Consider the following 15,213-nt stretch of genomic DNA (forward strand, 5'->3'; position numbering starts at 1 on the left):
AATAATTATCCCCCTGTACACTCTCTAATGCACAAGGGGATAGACAACTTTTAATTGCTAAATATTATTTTCGAATTGTAATTTTAGAATATAATGTATCTGCATAAGATTTAATATTTACCCAACTATCTTTTGCTGTTTTCAAATCTTCCTTAATAAATGCAAGGGAATTTGGTGAAATTTCATCAATATTGTCTATTAAAGACTTGTATTTTGTCCCCATTGTTGTCCACTGATCTTTTAATGCTTCTGCAGAATCGATCGCTACATTAATTGTATCTGCAAATGTCTTAGTTTGACCACTCGCAACTTTCAAAGCTGCCACTTGTAAGTCAGTATCCTTTAATTGCATTGTCAATTTTGCGATTTGAGCATTTGCTTCTTTTAATTTATTATTTCCTGTTACGATTAGCGTAACTCCTCCACCAATAGCTCCTACTGCTACTGTACCTGTGATAGCTGCGAATGGTAATCCTACCCCACTTAAGGTTAATACTACTGTAAGTGCTGCAAATCCTGTTCCCATAAGGGTTAAAACACCACCAGAGGCAATCATTGCAATTGATGCACTAACTTGAGAATTATAGGCATCAATTTGTTGTTTTAGTGATGGCAATATAGCATTTTTCCCTTCTAAGTTTGTAACTATTTGATTTGTCGTACTTTGGAATTTATTCGTGTCTGTAAGTAACTTATCACGAAAGATTTTCAAATTTTCTACCAACTGATCTACTTTCTTTTTATTCTCTTGTACACTATTATATAAACGCTCAATCCCTTGCTTTGTAGTTTCTTTATCTTTCGCATCAACAGCATCCACAATAGTTTGATAGTAATTATCAAACTTTGCTCCATAATTAACAATACCTTGGTTTACATTAATTAATTCTGGCTTTAAAACATCTATCCAATGTGTTGCATTACCCTGAGCTACTTTTTGAGTATTTATAACGGCGTCTACTAGATCTTTCTCTTTCTGTTCTTTAAATAAAGCTTTATCCAGTTTAATTTGAGGTGATTTTAATAAAGTTAGGGCATAAGCATCTAACACTATTACATGTGAACCTGTATCTTCCAATGACTTTTTTAGCCCCTCTGGTCCCAAATATTTGTCAGGTAATTTCGGTTGTTTTTCCGTATTCATCGTAACTTCTTTTGTTCCAGCCGCAAAAACGTAGGATGGCATAATACTTGCTGTAGATAAAGTTGCTACCAATGCAGCACATGTCATTAATTTAACTGGTATTTTCTTCATAAATATCCTCCTTTTTAATAGTTAAATAATGTTAATAATGATCAAAACTTTTTCTATTGATAAGAAATATCCGTAATTACTTTCTCTTGTTGCTTAGCTTGAACAGCCAAACCATCTACCTTCTTTTTAATCTGCACTAAATTATTTTGTAAAACTGAACTATCTGGGTTGATTTTATTCACATTCTGTTGCAGTTCGGTAAAATTATTTTTTAATTCATACCAATTGTCGCCAAATCCCTCTAGACTTTCCTTACCTTTTATTACAGTATCTTTAAATGTGTTTACTTGTCCTACTAAAAGAGTTAAAGCAGCTGCATCTGCTTTGGCATTCTCTAATTTCTGCGTAATTTCTTGTAATTCTTTACGTTTTCCCTCTAATTTTTTAGCTGCAAATCCGACTGTAACACCACCACCAATAAGTCCACCTGTTCCACCAACAATTCCACCTAGCGCAGGCGCTATACTACCTAGCGTTGGCACGACAACTGCAGCACCAACACCACCTGTTGCTACAGTTGCTGTGAATAAAACAATAGTTCCAAAAACAATAGCTCCAATTCCCGCTACCATACCAATAGTTCCGCCTACAATTACTCCAATTTGAGATGTAATATCACTATTCAATGTTTCAATTTGCTTTACTAATTGTTCTACTTCCCCATTTTTATTTACCAAAGATGTTTTTGCTGTTGCAGCTAAACTTATAAAATTTTCTGCATCAACATTAAAGTTTTGTTGAAACTTCTGTAAACCAGATGACATTTTCTGAATTTCATTCTGATGATTATTCAAGCACTCTTGTAATTTTTTAATACCAATAACAAATTCTTGCTTAGCTTGATTATCTGTTTCTATTTTGGAAGATAATTCGATTAACTTATTATAATAATTTAGAAATTTTTGCTGGAATGAAACAAATTGCTGGTTTGCAGCAATAAAACTAGGTTGCACTGTATCCAACCAATATCTGGCATGTTGCTTCGCCTTTTCTTGATACACCCCCAAGTTTGGCATAGCCTCAATTGCTACTGTAGGTTGTTTTAATAAAGTTAATGCATATGTCTTTAATAAAACACTCTGTGTTCCTAAGTTTTGTAGTGTTGATGAGACCACGACATTACTTGTATTTATCCCTTGAATATCCGCTTGTTTTTTATCAGCTGCGCTTGCTGGTAATGGTAGTACTTGACTAGCCACAATAGCTGTAATAATACAGCCTGTAAATATTGTTGATTTTTTCATTCATACCTCCCCTTCCAATTCTCTGATAACTAAATTGTCACTAAGTAAGAAAAAATAATAATGGGCCTCTACTTTCCCCATAAATTTCCCTCGGTAAAATGCTTCAAAGTAAACTATTAAAAGGAAAATTTACATTAATAAATGTACAATAAATAACACATTTCAATTTTCAAATTAATAGTTTGACAAATATATTTTTTCAATTTTCTAACTTTTTCGGATGTCAGAACCGTCTATTCGTGATTTAGCTATTGAATTTATTGAATATGCACAAGATTACTTTGATAACCTCTAACTATACTACACTGCCTCAAATCGTCGTGAACACTTTCCGTTTATTATAAGCGTTTTATTATAAGATGATTTAGACGGCGTTATACACTTAATTCATGCCGCCATTTAAAGAACTAAAACGATTTTGTGACAAAGATGGATGGAAATGCTATAAAGACACTGATCACTATTTCTATAGAAAGATTATGCTAGACGGGGCAATTACACGTACAAAATTTAGCAAAAAGGACTAGTGAGATTAAACATTATTTATAGAGGAAAATTTTAAAGAAACAACTACAAGATTCTTTGGAATATTTCAATCACCATATTTAAAAGGAGTGTTGGAACACCTTTAAACTATTCAACACTCTCATATATTATTGAAAGAAAATAATAGCCCTTCACCTGATTCTTTTTGATCAGGTGAAAGGCTATTATTCTATATATTATGCGTGCATTCAAACATAATTCAGCCCTTGAAATCAAGCTTATCAATAGTCATGTTTTTCTTTTGCATCCGCAAAACTTCACTTTATAATTGAGAATCGTACTTTATATAATTTTTCGCCTACACTTGTTAATTTGTTTTTTCTTACAATAAAAAATCATGTTAAATACACTTTTTAAAACCCAACAGAGAATTCCATCCCCATAATTACAATTATGTGTTTTATTAATATAATTACAGAGATATCGAAAATGTCAAAAAAATAAAATGTTAAATATATATTTTAATAAAATTTAGGATGGTTCTTTTTTTAAGGAAGTATTACATCAAATAATAGGGAACTTTATATATATTATTAAACGAGTATATTGATGACGATAAACATACATGTATAAAAATAAGATTCTTCAACCTTTACATTTAAAGGTTGAAGAATCTTATTTACTTTAGCTATATGAAGCTACTATACAATAGAGTTTATGCATGCACCATTTTTATCAAAGCTATAAATAAACCCTTTATATCTAACTTTGTATTTAGGACCATATCTCCATTAGAGGTAAAGTAATACCACTTACCGTTATATTTCAACCCTCCAGTCATCATTTCCCTTTTTTAAATATAAGCAAGGTATGAATAGCATCTATTTATAAATCTAAAATACCTTTTGTCCACATTCCGGACAAATTTAATGTTGTTCAAATAGCCCCTTTTAACTACACTTATTAGACTTATCGATTTATGAACAGTTCTTTCCTTGCCCTAAAGTGCACTTTATACCTTAAAATATTTTGTGTTCAACATACTTAATTAAAATTACCACAAAAAACTATTAATCTGGAGGTGGAAGGAGTTTATTGATTTTTAATATTTCTTTAAAAATCAATAAACTGAATCCGATATGCTAATTAAACGTCAATATCATATTTTAAAACATTTAGTACAAGAGTTTAGATGGTTTTCCATAAATGAACTAGCTATTAAACTTAATTGTTCTACAAAAACAATACAAAGAGATTTATTATACTTACAGAAAAACCTTCCTAATAACTGGTCTATCAAAACTAGCAAAAATAAAGATGTAAAATTATGCAAACCTTTCAATTCATACAATAAAGAGATAGATTTTTTATATTGGAAACACACTCTATTTTTTAAAACACTAACTATTTTATTAGATACAAAAATATCATCTAATTCAGTATTAGCCGAAAAATTATATATTCAAAATAAAAAAGTACAGAATATTTTAAACGAGGTCACATATCACTTACAGCAGCACAATATAAAATTAAAAAGATCCCCTTTAAGATTATCAGGAAACAATGTGGACATACTCCTTATGTATTATGACTTATATCTAAATGCATATAGTGATCAGGAGTGGCCTTTTAAGGAATTTAAGCGCGAATTACTCATAGAATACTTAAAAACAGTTGAAAAGACTAAAGGTATAATATTCTATAAAGACTCTATTAAAAAACTATCTTTTTTTATTTGTTTATACTTAAAAAGAAAATACAACGGGTATTCAATTTCATTAAAGTATTGGCAAATTAAACAAATACAAAAATCATTTAAATATAAAAAATTAAAAGAAATCACTAAATGTATTTTCGAAAAACAAAATATTCAATTAACAGACTCGGATATTGCTATTTTTATCATTGCAATTAATTGTTCAGCGTATACGTATAAAAAAGCAAAAAATCCTGAACCCATTCGTTCCATAGAAGAGCCTTCGCCAATTTTAAAAGATTTCATATGCCAACTTGAGGAAAAATTAAAAATGAACTTATTATGTGATTTTGAATTTATAAATTTATTAAACCAAATACTGTTGCCTAAAAAACAAAATTTTTTACGATCTAATGATCGGAAAAACCATGTAACTACTTCTCATGTAAGAAAAAAACACTCTGCTATCTTTTATTTAATTAACAGAAAATTGGGAATTTTACAGAAAATGTATGAAATGAGCAATGCTAGCCTACGTCCTAATATATCTACAACTCATGTCGCTTTATTAACTATGTATATTGTAACGCGACAAATGAAAATACAACAAAAAGCATCTCAAATAATTCTATACACTAAGGAAGGAGAACATTGGAAAAGATATTTAGTGGAATTCTTTAAACTAATATTCAAACGAAATATAAATTTTATAGATGTACATTATGAAGATTTAATAAGATTAAATACAGAATACTCAGATCTATCCTGCATTATAACTGATACTCCTATTAAAGTTAATTACGTACCAGTTATCTTTATTTCTACTATACCTACCAAGCGTAACTTGGAAGAAATAAAAAAATTCTTATGATTAAATGTATTCACCATTGAAATCTAAAGAAAATATTATCCTTTTTGCGAATAAATATTTAAAATTAGATATTTTCACGTATAGTGGTTAAAATTTGAAAAAGATATTAATAGTTACTTAATATTAAAAATTCATTTTACATAACAAAACTGAAGTTTCATTACGAGCTTCGGTTTTGTTTATATAAGACAAAATTTATTTTTTTGATAACTTTGATTGCAAGAGAATCCTAACATGTTTTAGAACCTTAAATATTTAATAAAGCGTCTTTTTAAATATTTATTTTCCTTATTCAATATGTTGTCTCAAATACTGCTTTTATAGTAAATAATATGTGCATAAAAACATACATCACCTGATTATTTTATTTTTTACGGAGTCGGAAATCTAAAGGATCTATTGGCAATCGCACCATAAGGGAGACCTCTTTCATTCTTAAATATCACATCAATCTCATCCACCCTCTACGATTGTGTACCTACTTATATTCTTTCTCTAAATTTAACAAATCATCATACTTATAAACTAATATGTAGTGAACAGTAACCAATACCCTTCTAAATATTATGGTCTTGATAACGATCCCTATTTATTTTAATAATTTCCATTTCAGTTGAAGACCATTCTGTAACCCCTACTTTAGAAGACATTACACTATTTCTTCGCCATTTATTATCATCTGGAACACTATAAGTATGGGATAACTCATGTTTAATTGTGCTTTCTATACTACAAATCATATTATCGATAGGAACATCTTTAATAGTAACTAATGGAATGGATTCACCCACTTCTAAACCTACCGTTTGTGGTAACATTCCTCCATAAGCATTACCATAATCTTTATTAGCATTAAACCCAATAACAAGAACAAAGCTAGCTGATAGGTTAGAATTATCCGTTATATATTTAGTTTAATCATCAGTAAAATTATACATTATATTAGACTGATCCTGTCCCTTCGAATCCCATTCATATAATTGAATAGAAATATATTCAATATTATAATATTCTTTAAAATCCTTCGTTCCATTTTCCACCAATTCTTTTGCTTTCTGCTAAGAATAAAATATGCATATCGATAATTTTTACTAAATTAATTTCAAGAATCCCAACACTCCATTCATCTATTGTTCCCTCTTGAATAGTTTCCTTACTCTATATTTTTGAAAAAATAAGAATAAATTCCATTTTGTAGAAGACTACTTCAATAGATATTTCATATTTTATAAGGGGTTATATTCACTACTTATACTTCTCCTAAAAAATCTATACATAAAACTTAAAATCCTTTAATTTTTTATTACTAGGATTCTTTAAATCCCCTCTTTTTTTGAGCTCCCTATATAAACTACTTATATGACACCCCAATATCTTCGCAATAACAGGATATTCTATTCCTTTTTCATATAACCAATTTGCATGTTCACACTTTTCATCCCAAATTTCCCCTTTATTTTTCCTTTGTTTAGATCGTTTCTTAAATCCTTTGTCATATAATTTATTTAATTCTTGTCCTACCTCACAGTTTTGAATACAATATTGAAACTCTTTATCTACATAATTACATTCTCCGCAATGATTTTCTTGTAAATACAGAATTCTAATTTTTCGCTCGACTGCTTTCATATTCCTTCCTTCCTTTATTATTATATTTGTGATTAGCGCTTAATCATTATCACATCATGTTATTCCCCACATTACATAAATCACCTGATAAAACATTACATTTATAATTTACATTTCATACTTTCACCAATAATGTTACGATTTTTATTACGCCCTCATGACAAATTTTATATATCTTCACCCTACCTTCATTCTTACAATCCACAATATGCAATTCTTTTAAAATCCATAAATGTTGAGATATGGTAGATTGTGGGACCTCTAGTAGGTCACATAATTCAGTCACACTACAGTTACCTCGTTTGATTAATTGCTGCAATATACACAAACGAACAGGGTGTCCAATTTTTTTTAATATTTCTGCTTGTTGTCTATACGTATAATAAACATTCATTTATTACTCTCCTTACTAATTCCCATATATTTTAGTTCAATATTTCTATTTTTTATATTGTGTTTATAATCTTTAAAACAGAACTTTCAATTAATTCAACGTATAATTACTAACAATTATTTCTTTAAGGTTTATATTTTTCACATAAACACCTAAGCTACTCTCTTACCTTTAATGTATTAACTATTAATTATAGAATTTAAACCCTCAATAATTTCACCAACTTAACTTTATAACATTACTATTTACTGCTAATTTAATGTTCCTTTATTTTTTTGTAGTTTGCAATGTCTTTAATGTCTTTTTTGGGGTCAAATAATACCTTTCATTTACAGTATGTACCTACTTATTCAGATAGAAAAAATACTAGTAGATGAAGATGCAAAAGCTAGAAACTCACAATACCACTTGCCCTAAAGTGCACTTTAAAGTTTAAACTAATAATTAATTACATTTAGGAGGTATATTTTATGGCAAAATTTGATTCTTTAAATGAGAAAGTTATTGTTATTACTGGAGGAGCTAAAAATTTAGGTGGCTTATTAAGTAAAATGTACGCTGCTGAAGGAGCTAAGATTCTTATTCATTATCATAGTAAGCAATCACAAAAAGATGCTGAAAAAATTCTCTTAGATATTCAAAATACAGGTGGCCAGGCAAAATTATTTCAAGCTGATTTAACGGATATTACTAAAATTCAGGAGATGTTTCAAGTCGCAGTCGAAACATACGGAAAAGTCGACATCGCTATTAACACAGTGGGAAAGGTATTACGTAAACCAATTTCTGAAACCTCTGTAGAAGAATTTGATGAAATGGATAAAGTGAATTCGAAAGTTGCATACTTCTTTATTAAAGAAGCTGAAAAACAAATGAATGACAACGGAAAGGTTATTACACTAGCAACTTCCTTACTAGCAGCATATACAGGATACTATTCAACTTATGCAGGTGGAAAAGCACCGGTAGAAGAATATACACGAGCAGCATCAAAAGAATTTATGAATCGTGGTATTTCTGTTAACGCAGTTGCCCCAGGACCAATGGATACACCATTCTTCTACGAGCAAGAGACAGATGAAACTGTAGCATTTCATAAATCACAAACATTACATAATCAATTGACTAAAATTGAAGATATTGCACCAATCATAAAGTTCTTAACTCTTGAAGGTTGGTGGATTAACGGTCAAATTATTTTTGCAAATGGTGGTTATACTACACGTTAATCGTACTTTATAAAATGAAATATATATGTCTGTTAAACTATGATCTTTTAACACTTCAAGTCCCAATTCTATTAAATATGTATAATTACACCCTTCTTTATAATCAAACTATTCACCATGGGATACTTTAAAATATAATTTGGATACACATTGCCTCTTCTTATTAAAAGTTAACAATAAGGGGAGGTTTAATATATGCAGTTTATCATCCTAGACGTACCACTTTTTCCATTTTAAAGGTAGTACGGTTATATTGACTTGATAATGATGGGATACCGCCAACACTTTTGAAAAAACTCACGCAAAGCAACATATCAAATAAGCCGTCTATAGGGACAGCTCATTTGATATATTGCTATAGTACAGTTTCTTCTGATAGTAATCCCTAACTTACAAAATGTTTCATTAATGTTTGGAATGATCCGTTCTCGTATTTCGAACGGATCATTTTCATTATAAACAGTATTGTTACTTACTAAATTCGTTTCTCCAGTTGTAAAATTAGGTGAAACTTTAATAGTTAAATTATCACTGTTATACGAAATAAGAAATCCTTTATTGGTTGAGGATACATAACTACCATTTAATTTGAAATCATCAAAAAATTGGTGGTCAAAGCGTGGTTCAAAGCCTTTATCCTTAGTCAAGATTCTATCTAATCGCATCGATATTGTACGATGGAGAGTTTCGAAAATAGGTTTCTTGTGAATATATTCGAATCTTATTTCGTTTTGTCTTTCAGGATCCGGGATGGTTAAAATAAGTTCTTTAATCTATTGAATTTGAACGTTTGATTTTCTGGTATTTAGATAGCGTTGTAGTATTTTTACTACTATTTCCCCATCAAGGCTTCTTAAACCCACTTGGACTGATCTTAAACTCTCAAAAGCATAACCAATTGTTCTAAAATAAGTTAAGTAACTATAATTATAATAAAATATATAAAGAACTAAAATTTCCGATACTATGTTTCATATTTTCTCCTCTTTATCATTTTTTTCTTTCAATGAAATGTGTTTGTTATACCATTTATTTATTCTTCCTTTGTAATACTTTTCTACTTCGTAATCCGAAATCCAAATTTCACGATCATAGATTTTACTCATTACTCTTTCTAAAACATCCTCATGTTCTCTCGGTTTCAATCTACGGTTATGAACCTTAATCTTCTCTATATAAGCCTCCCTTAGCCAAGTTGATATGGTTTCACGCTGTTTTTGCTTTAGGTGAGATCATTTCTTATTGGTTTTTAGTAATTGACCTTTGGAATTCCTTGTGTGATTCTTCATTGAACACCACCTCCCCTATTTTATTTTTACTTATTTCTTATCCGAACCGAAAACACAGCGGTTTCCAAATTAAGTAACAGCATATGCCGTGCTAATTTTACGGATTAAGCCTTTTGGGAAATCATTAATTCTTTTACGTAATGTCGATGATTTAATTCCCCATACTTCTATTGCATCCGTACTACTCATAAAGTGTGAATTCAATATAAGTCGGTTATTTAAAATTGAATGTTTTTTCTGAATTTTATTGAAAAATAATTCTATAACAGTTAAATTTTATTTAAATTTTGCTACAATGGAAATATATAACATTATCATACTTCTATAGGATGGGGGAATATATAATGATTGCTTCAGTAAAGGGGAACGAGCAAGTTACCAAAATGTTAAATGACTGGTATATAGAGATACGCGCTAGACATGTAGGAAAGGCACATAATTTAAAACTTGAGATTGATCAAAAAATACATAACATCGAAGAAGATCAAAACCTACTTTTATACTATGCTCTTTTAGACTTTCGTCATCAATATATGCTTGATAGTTTAAGTATTGGAAAAGATAGTTTTGATAAAGTAGATTCATTGGGTGTACCTGCAGATCAGTTTCTACAATACTACTACCACTTCTTTAAAGCTATTCATTCAAATATTACAGGTGATTTCACATGTGCAAAAGAACATTATAATCAAGCTGAATTACTCTTAAAACACATTCCTGATGAAATTGAGCATGCTGAATTCTATTTTAAATTATCAACTTTCCATTATCATATTTATAAACCGCTTGCTGCAATTAAAGAAGCTACCAAAGCAAAGGATATCTTTAAAAAACATGCAGGATATGAAACTAATATTGGATTATGCGATAATTTAATTGGATTAGCTTGTACTCATTTAAAACAATTTGAGGAAGCTGAAGAACATTTCATTACAGCTATTAATACATTCAAAAAATCTGGTGAAGAAAAGAATATCACGTTTGTACGCCATAACCTAGGTTTAATGTATTCAGGACAAAATTTATCTGAATTAGCAATACGATACCTCTCTGAAGTAATACAAGAACTCCCTAAAGATTATAAAGCAATCTTTATTAAAGCTAGAGAGCATATGAAAATTGGTGAGTCCAAAGAAACTTCTAATCTTATAGTGAAAGGCTTAGAGATTTGTAAAGAGCTAAAGAATGAGGAATACAAACATCACTTTTTAATTTTAGAAAAATTAAATCAAAAGGTCTCTGCTGACGAATTAGAGAAGACAATTAAAACAGGAATCTCTTATTTTGAAAGAGAAAACCTACATGAGTACGTACAGGAATACGCTAAAAAATTAGCAGTTTTATTCCACCAAGAAAATAACCGTTCAAAAGCAAGCGATTATTTTTATCTTAGCCATCAAGCAGAAGAACAAAACTTTGAAATGGAGGCTTTAAAATGAAAAAAGTAATGTCTAGCTTAATTGGATTAACAGCCGTATTCACGTTTATGTTTAACGCTAGCAATGTAACTGATACACAAAAAGCTCTTAGCGAAGATAAAATCGTACAATATGCTCACGGCCATACTGGTGGATGATAAAAAAACAAAGGTCTTCACTTCATTGTGAGGGCTTTTATTTTTATATGGGATCTCTGTGTAAGAATAACAATATATTAAAATCCTAAAATTTTAATATATCAAAAATGTTATAATTATACCGTTCTTTTTGCATCCATAAGAAGAATCTAAAAAGATTAGAACATTTAAAGAGAGGAAGAAACTATTAATGCATACACAAGAAAGTTTTTATAAAAAATTAATAGAGAAACAAAGAGTAGTAACGATATTTCTACTAAACGGAGTAAGAGTACCTGGAATCATTATCGCTGTTGATAAATTTTCAGTGCTAGTTTCCAGTCACGGAAAGCAACAATTCATTTATAAACATGCTATTTCAACAGTTTCTTTATGAATAGCAGTTTAAAATTCAATTTGAATTATGTTTATTTATGAATTATTTAATAATAAAAAAGGAATCCTCAGCAAAAGGATTCCCCCCAGGAAATATGCATAAATAAAAAGAACTAAGTTTATTATAATATAAAATTAAACGAAACATATTGAGAAAAAATAAGATTGAAGTTTGATAGGAAAGAAAAATGTTTGTTATTGTTGCTTTGAAATAAACTTTGATTAAAAATACCTCACAGACTCGTACTTTATGGTAAACAAGGAGAATTCATTTTGAAAAAAGATTGATCAAAATGAATTCTTATCTAACAAATTTAAGTTTCTATACTATAAAAAGTTTGGTCATTTTCTATCTTTATTCTTCAACAAACGCGCCCTTTTCTTAAACAACATGCATCGTATTATAATTTAGATATAAAGACAAAACCCTAAATTACGAAGTGTCTTATAACTCTTTGGTGTGCTCATACACTACCAATTGATACGTTTCCGGATTAATTCTCAAGAATGTCGTGTAACCTCTCAGCAAACTCTTTATGATGCACTGTGTTATAGCCCACATGATGTCCTGGAAACTCTGCGAATTCTGTTCCGAGGTGTTCTGCTAAGTTGAATGCGCAATGGTAAGGAAAAAATTCTCGTGAAATACTTTCACCGGCTGGACGTACCTGTATCGATGCAGGTTTTAATAGGGGCTTTAATGCATCGATGTTTAATGTATAGCTGAGAATTCCCGGGATTTCATACTCAGTGAAATAAATCGAATTGCTGAGTAGTCGCTCTGTTAGCATATCCTTCGATGGTCCGGAATTGCTATCATCAATATTTGACAATAACTTCATGACCTCACTTTGATGATTCCCTTTAAGGTCTTCCATGAAATTTATAGCCTGCTTCAACTCATTTTCAGGTAAAAGTTGTAATAAAACCGGTTCGTGTGGGATTAGTAACTGTACCTGCTCAGGATGGCGTATACACAAATCAAGTCCGATGACAGCACCAGAACTACTTCCGAATACATAAGCCGGTTCATTGGTCAGATTGGCTAGCAGCCGGTGAGCGTCTTCGCTATGTGTGTGGACATGGTAATCCTCAGTTTTATTGACGAGATTGCTACGGGAATGACCACGACGATCGTAAGTAACAACGGTATACCACTTAGCAAGATGGTCTGCGATATTATGGAACTTGTCGGCATCACCACCCCCACCATGAATCAAAAGAAGAATTGGACCCGAGCCACGCATCTCATAATAGATGCTTGCTCCAAGTACTTGCAATGTTCCGTTTTTTACTATACTCATTTGTACATTCTTCCTTTCTTTTGTCATCTCCCTTAACATTACATGATTGGTGAATGATATAAAATGCAGGAAATAACTAAGAAACAAATTCACCATAAGAAAAAGCAATGTGTGGCTTTAAAATAAAGTTTGATTAAAAATATTGTGTTAAACCGTATTCTATGATGAATAAAAAGAAACCATTTTGAAAAAAGTTTAATCAAAATGGTTTCTTATCCAGCAGGTTTATGTTTCTGTTTTATAAAAAAGTTTGATCATAGCTTATTTACAATTCTTTGATTAAAGAGATAAAGCATCGCGTCTTTTTTATAAACATAGCAACTTTATTTCAAAACTACTGTTATACTAAAAATACAAAAATATATGCAAAATCACAAATAAAATAAGGGCAGCTATATCAGGCTGCCCTTATTTTATCTTTAATCTTATAATCTGCTATTTAGTTTGAGCTAATTATAAACCTAGTACACTAACAATCTGGCATGCTTTGGAATTTGCAATATGATAGTACATCTCTAACCCTTTTCTTTCTGAGCGTAGAATCTTGCCACGCATCTTAGACAAATGCTGAGATACGGTTGATTGCGGTACTTTTAATAGATCTGTTAACTCTGTTACATTACAAACTTTGCGATGTTCGAGCTCCTTCACAATTTGTAACCTAACTGGATGGGCCATAATCTTTAATAATTCTACATCCGCCTCTGGGATTTTGTACATTTCATTACTTACTTGCATTGTTGTCATTTTAATTTCTCCTTTTATAATTATATTTTATTTTAATTATCTATTTTTAAATATGTTTTGTTTGCTTGAATACATTGTTCATAACCACTATGTTGTTTGTTCTTTTGTCTCCCTATCAGATTTAATATATAGAAGTATTATGATGGCTAAAAACCCAACAAAAGATAGCATAGGAATCGAGATGAAACCAAACAAATTCAAATGATCTTCTGTACAAGAAACACCTACTGAACATATCTTCAGTTCACTTGTTGGAAAAGCCTGAATCGTAATTTGATAGACAGCTATTATTAATCCAATACATGCAAATGGAAATGCATATACACTTACATTAGGATCTTTTCTATACATTCCTATTCCCAATATTAACACTAATGGATACATGGCCATCCTTTGATACCAGCACAAATCACATGGAGGCAGCTTCATCCACTCACTAAAAATCAAACTTATGAGCATTGCACTAGTAGCTATCGTCCAAGCCATTGCAATGTGATACTTTTGAATGATCGACATCTTATTTTCGCCTCACCTGTTTTTTTAATGCAAAACATTTGCTAATATATGACTAGTTTATTTCCGTGTTTCGAGTACCCTGTTTCAATAGAAAGTATCCAATCATTAACATCTTCCCAGTCGTATCCCCTCTCTTTTAATTCTAGAGGGAAAAGATTTTCAAAATCATTACGCATTTCGTACATGGTTTCTAATGCTTTTTCAAGCGGACCAAATCCATATACCATGTGTGTATGTACTTTTTTGTTTTTCTTTTCTGCTACAACTAAATATACATACCGTCTTTCTTTCGCTAAAACAAACTTCAAAAATCCTGGTACTTGACTCACCTTTCACACTCCTTTACGGTTTTCCTTACCAAGCTTAAAAAGATATAAGTAAGGAAAACTACTAAGTTTTAATTCACTAATTTAATAAATGTCCCGTTTTTTTGCTTTGAAAATACAAGAAAACGCTCATCATCACAATATTTATTACACCAGCTGCAGCACCAATTTTGGAGATAACATACACATATTCATTATTACTAAATGGCAATAGACTCGCGAAAATAAATAAAATTGAAATGATAAAGGATAAGAGCATATTTCTTTTGTTTTCAT

17 protein-coding genes and 1 pseudogene are annotated in these 15,213 nt (G+C 30.4%); 5 read left to right on the plus strand and 13 right to left on the minus strand.

The annotated features are described in order from the left end of the window. Positions 1-64: 64 nt before the first annotated feature. The 3 genes from NZ044_RS30300 to NZ044_RS30955 all read right to left on the minus strand — a co-directional run bounded on the left by NZ044_RS30300 (position 65) and on the right by NZ044_RS30955 (position 3,829). Positions 65-1,255, minus strand: a complete 1,191-nt coding sequence (locus NZ044_RS30300) for an HBL/NHE enterotoxin family protein (RefSeq protein WP_340950311.1) — start codon at positions 1,253-1,255, stop codon at positions 65-67. A gap of 53 nt (positions 1,256-1,308) precedes the next feature. Next, complete coding sequence (locus NZ044_RS30305) at positions 1,309-2,499, minus strand: HBL/NHE enterotoxin family protein (RefSeq protein WP_340950312.1); 1,191 nt, start codon at positions 2,497-2,499, stop codon at positions 1,309-1,311. 1,201 nt (positions 2,500-3,700) lie between these two features. Next, a complete protein-coding gene (locus NZ044_RS30955) occupies positions 3,701-3,829 on the minus strand; it encodes a hypothetical protein (protein ID WP_142950533.1) in 129 nt (42 codons plus the stop codon). Between the two features lie 295 nt (positions 3,830-4,124). Between NZ044_RS30955 and NZ044_RS30310 the strand changes: the two genes are divergently transcribed. Then, complete coding sequence (locus NZ044_RS30310) at positions 4,125-5,552, plus strand: helix-turn-helix domain-containing protein (protein WP_340950314.1); 1,428 nt, start codon at positions 4,125-4,127, stop codon at positions 5,550-5,552. 557 nt (positions 5,553-6,109) lie between these two features. Here the strand turns inward: NZ044_RS30310 and NZ044_RS30315 are convergent. From NZ044_RS30315 to NZ044_RS30325, 3 genes are all read right to left on the minus strand, one after another. Next, positions 6,110-6,370, minus strand: coding sequence for a hypothetical protein (locus NZ044_RS30315; protein WP_017762451.1), 261 nt, complete (start codon positions 6,368-6,370; stop codon positions 6,110-6,112). A 451-nt stretch (positions 6,371-6,821) separates the two neighbouring features. Next, positions 6,822-7,181 (minus strand): hypothetical protein, encoded by a 360-nt coding sequence (locus NZ044_RS30320; protein ID WP_098349505.1) that lies wholly within the window; start codon positions 7,179-7,181, stop codon positions 6,822-6,824. Positions 7,182-7,296: 115 nt separating this feature from the next. Then, positions 7,297-7,575: an ArsR/SmtB family transcription factor gene (locus NZ044_RS30325; protein ID WP_340950315.1), complete on the minus strand. Its 279-nt coding sequence runs from the start codon at positions 7,573-7,575 to the stop codon at positions 7,297-7,299. A 470-nt stretch (positions 7,576-8,045) separates the two neighbouring features. Here NZ044_RS30325 and NZ044_RS30330 point away from each other — a divergent pair, with 470 nt between their 5' ends. Further along, positions 8,046-8,804 carry an SDR family oxidoreductase gene (locus tag NZ044_RS30330; protein ID WP_340950316.1) on the plus strand — a complete coding sequence of 253 codons (759 nt, stop codon included), beginning with the start codon at positions 8,046-8,048 and terminating at the stop codon, positions 8,802-8,804. Between the two features lie 971 nt (positions 8,805-9,775). Here the strand turns inward: NZ044_RS30330 and NZ044_RS30335 are convergent. Both NZ044_RS30335 and NZ044_RS30960 read right to left on the minus strand, forming a co-directional pair. Continuing rightward, complete coding sequence (locus NZ044_RS30335) at positions 9,776-10,006, minus strand: transposase (RefSeq protein ID WP_340950323.1); 231 nt, start codon at positions 10,004-10,006, stop codon at positions 9,776-9,778. A 156-nt stretch (positions 10,007-10,162) separates the two neighbouring features. Then, a pseudogene (locus tag NZ044_RS30960) lies at positions 10,163-10,288 on the minus strand (helix-turn-helix domain-containing protein); the annotation flags it as partial. A 149-nt stretch (positions 10,289-10,437) separates the two neighbouring features. Here NZ044_RS30960 and NZ044_RS30340 point away from each other — a divergent pair. The 3 genes from NZ044_RS30340 (at position 10,438) to hfq (ending at position 12,045) form a co-directional block, all read left to right on the plus strand. Continuing rightward, positions 10,438-11,532, plus strand: a complete 1,095-nt coding sequence (locus tag NZ044_RS30340) for a Rap family tetratricopeptide repeat protein (protein WP_086406640.1) — start codon at positions 10,438-10,440, stop codon at positions 11,530-11,532. After that, positions 11,529-11,669: a hypothetical protein gene (locus NZ044_RS30345; protein ID WP_000757474.1), complete on the plus strand. Its 141-nt coding sequence runs from the start codon at positions 11,529-11,531 to the stop codon at positions 11,667-11,669. The genes NZ044_RS30340 and NZ044_RS30345 overlap by 4 nt, the downstream gene beginning before the upstream one ends. A gap of 190 nt (positions 11,670-11,859) precedes the next feature. Then, complete coding sequence (gene hfq, locus NZ044_RS30350) at positions 11,860-12,045, plus strand: RNA chaperone Hfq (RefSeq protein ID WP_086406639.1); 186 nt, start codon at positions 11,860-11,862, stop codon at positions 12,043-12,045. A 493-nt stretch (positions 12,046-12,538) separates the two neighbouring features. Here hfq and NZ044_RS30355 read toward each other — a convergent pair whose 3' ends face one another. From NZ044_RS30355 to NZ044_RS30375, 5 genes are all read right to left on the minus strand, one after another. Continuing rightward, positions 12,539-13,348, minus strand: a complete 810-nt coding sequence (locus NZ044_RS30355) for an alpha/beta fold hydrolase (protein WP_273634926.1) — start codon at positions 13,346-13,348, stop codon at positions 12,539-12,541. Between the two features lie 453 nt (positions 13,349-13,801). Next, positions 13,802-14,095 carry an ArsR/SmtB family transcription factor gene (locus NZ044_RS30360; RefSeq protein WP_000210395.1) on the minus strand — a complete coding sequence of 98 codons (294 nt, stop codon included), beginning with the start codon at positions 14,093-14,095 and terminating at the stop codon, positions 13,802-13,804. A gap of 87 nt (positions 14,096-14,182) precedes the next feature. Next, positions 14,183-14,611: a disulfide bond formation protein B gene (locus NZ044_RS30365; RefSeq protein ID WP_033698216.1), complete on the minus strand. Its 429-nt coding sequence runs from the start codon at positions 14,609-14,611 to the stop codon at positions 14,183-14,185. A gap of 41 nt (positions 14,612-14,652) precedes the next feature. Then, positions 14,653-14,940: a hypothetical protein gene (locus NZ044_RS30370; RefSeq protein ID WP_273634925.1), complete on the minus strand. Its 288-nt coding sequence runs from the start codon at positions 14,938-14,940 to the stop codon at positions 14,653-14,655. Between the two features lie 76 nt (positions 14,941-15,016). After that, on the minus strand, positions 15,017-15,213 hold a 197-nt coding region (locus NZ044_RS30375; RefSeq protein ID WP_340950319.1), incomplete at its 5' end, for a hypothetical protein.

The sequence above is a fragment of the Bacillus sp. FSL K6-1338 genome (assembly GCF_038006965.1).
GTDB lineage: Bacteria > Bacillota > Bacilli > Bacillales > Bacillaceae_G > Bacillus_A > Bacillus_A thuringiensis_S.

Bases quoted from the DNA above. Each gene is read 5' to 3' on its own strand.
- NZ044_RS30360 (WP_000210395.1), bottom strand. From the start codon at position 14,095: ATGACAACAATGCAAGTAAGTAATGAAATGTACAAAATCCCAGAGGCG.
- NZ044_RS30315 (WP_017762451.1), bottom strand. From the start codon at position 6,370: ATGTTACCACAAACGGTAGGTTTAGAAGTGGGTGAATCCATTCCATTA.
- NZ044_RS30955 (WP_142950533.1), bottom strand. From the start codon at position 3,829: ATGATGACTGGAGGGTTGAAATATAACGGTAAGTGGTATTACTTTACC.
- hfq (WP_086406639.1), top strand. From the start codon at position 11,860: ATGCATACACAAGAAAGTTTTTATAAAAAATTAATAGAGAAACAAAGA.
- NZ044_RS30310 (WP_340950314.1), top strand. From the start codon at position 4,125: ATGCTAATTAAACGTCAATATCATATTTTAAAACATTTAGTACAAGAG.
- NZ044_RS30325 (WP_340950315.1), bottom strand. From the start codon at position 7,575: ATGAATGTTTATTATACGTATAGACAACAAGCAGAAATATTAAAAAAA.
- NZ044_RS30355 (WP_273634926.1), bottom strand. From the start codon at position 13,348: ATGAGTATAGTAAAAAACGGAACATTGCAAGTACTTGGAGCAAGCATC.
- NZ044_RS30345 (WP_000757474.1), top strand. From the start codon at position 11,529: ATGAAAAAAGTAATGTCTAGCTTAATTGGATTAACAGCCGTATTCACG.
- NZ044_RS30365 (WP_033698216.1), bottom strand. From the start codon at position 14,611: ATGTCGATCATTCAAAAGTATCACATTGCAATGGCTTGGACGATAGCT.
- NZ044_RS30340 (WP_086406640.1), top strand. From the start codon at position 10,438: ATGATTGCTTCAGTAAAGGGGAACGAGCAAGTTACCAAAATGTTAAAT.
- NZ044_RS30320 (WP_098349505.1), bottom strand. From the start codon at position 7,181: ATGAAAGCAGTCGAGCGAAAAATTAGAATTCTGTATTTACAAGAAAAT.
- NZ044_RS30305 (WP_340950312.1), bottom strand. From the start codon at position 2,499: ATGAAAAAATCAACAATATTTACAGGCTGTATTATTACAGCTATTGTG.
- NZ044_RS30300 (WP_340950311.1), bottom strand. From the start codon at position 1,255: ATGAAGAAAATACCAGTTAAATTAATGACATGTGCTGCATTGGTAGCA.
- NZ044_RS30330 (WP_340950316.1), top strand. From the start codon at position 8,046: ATGGCAAAATTTGATTCTTTAAATGAGAAAGTTATTGTTATTACTGGA.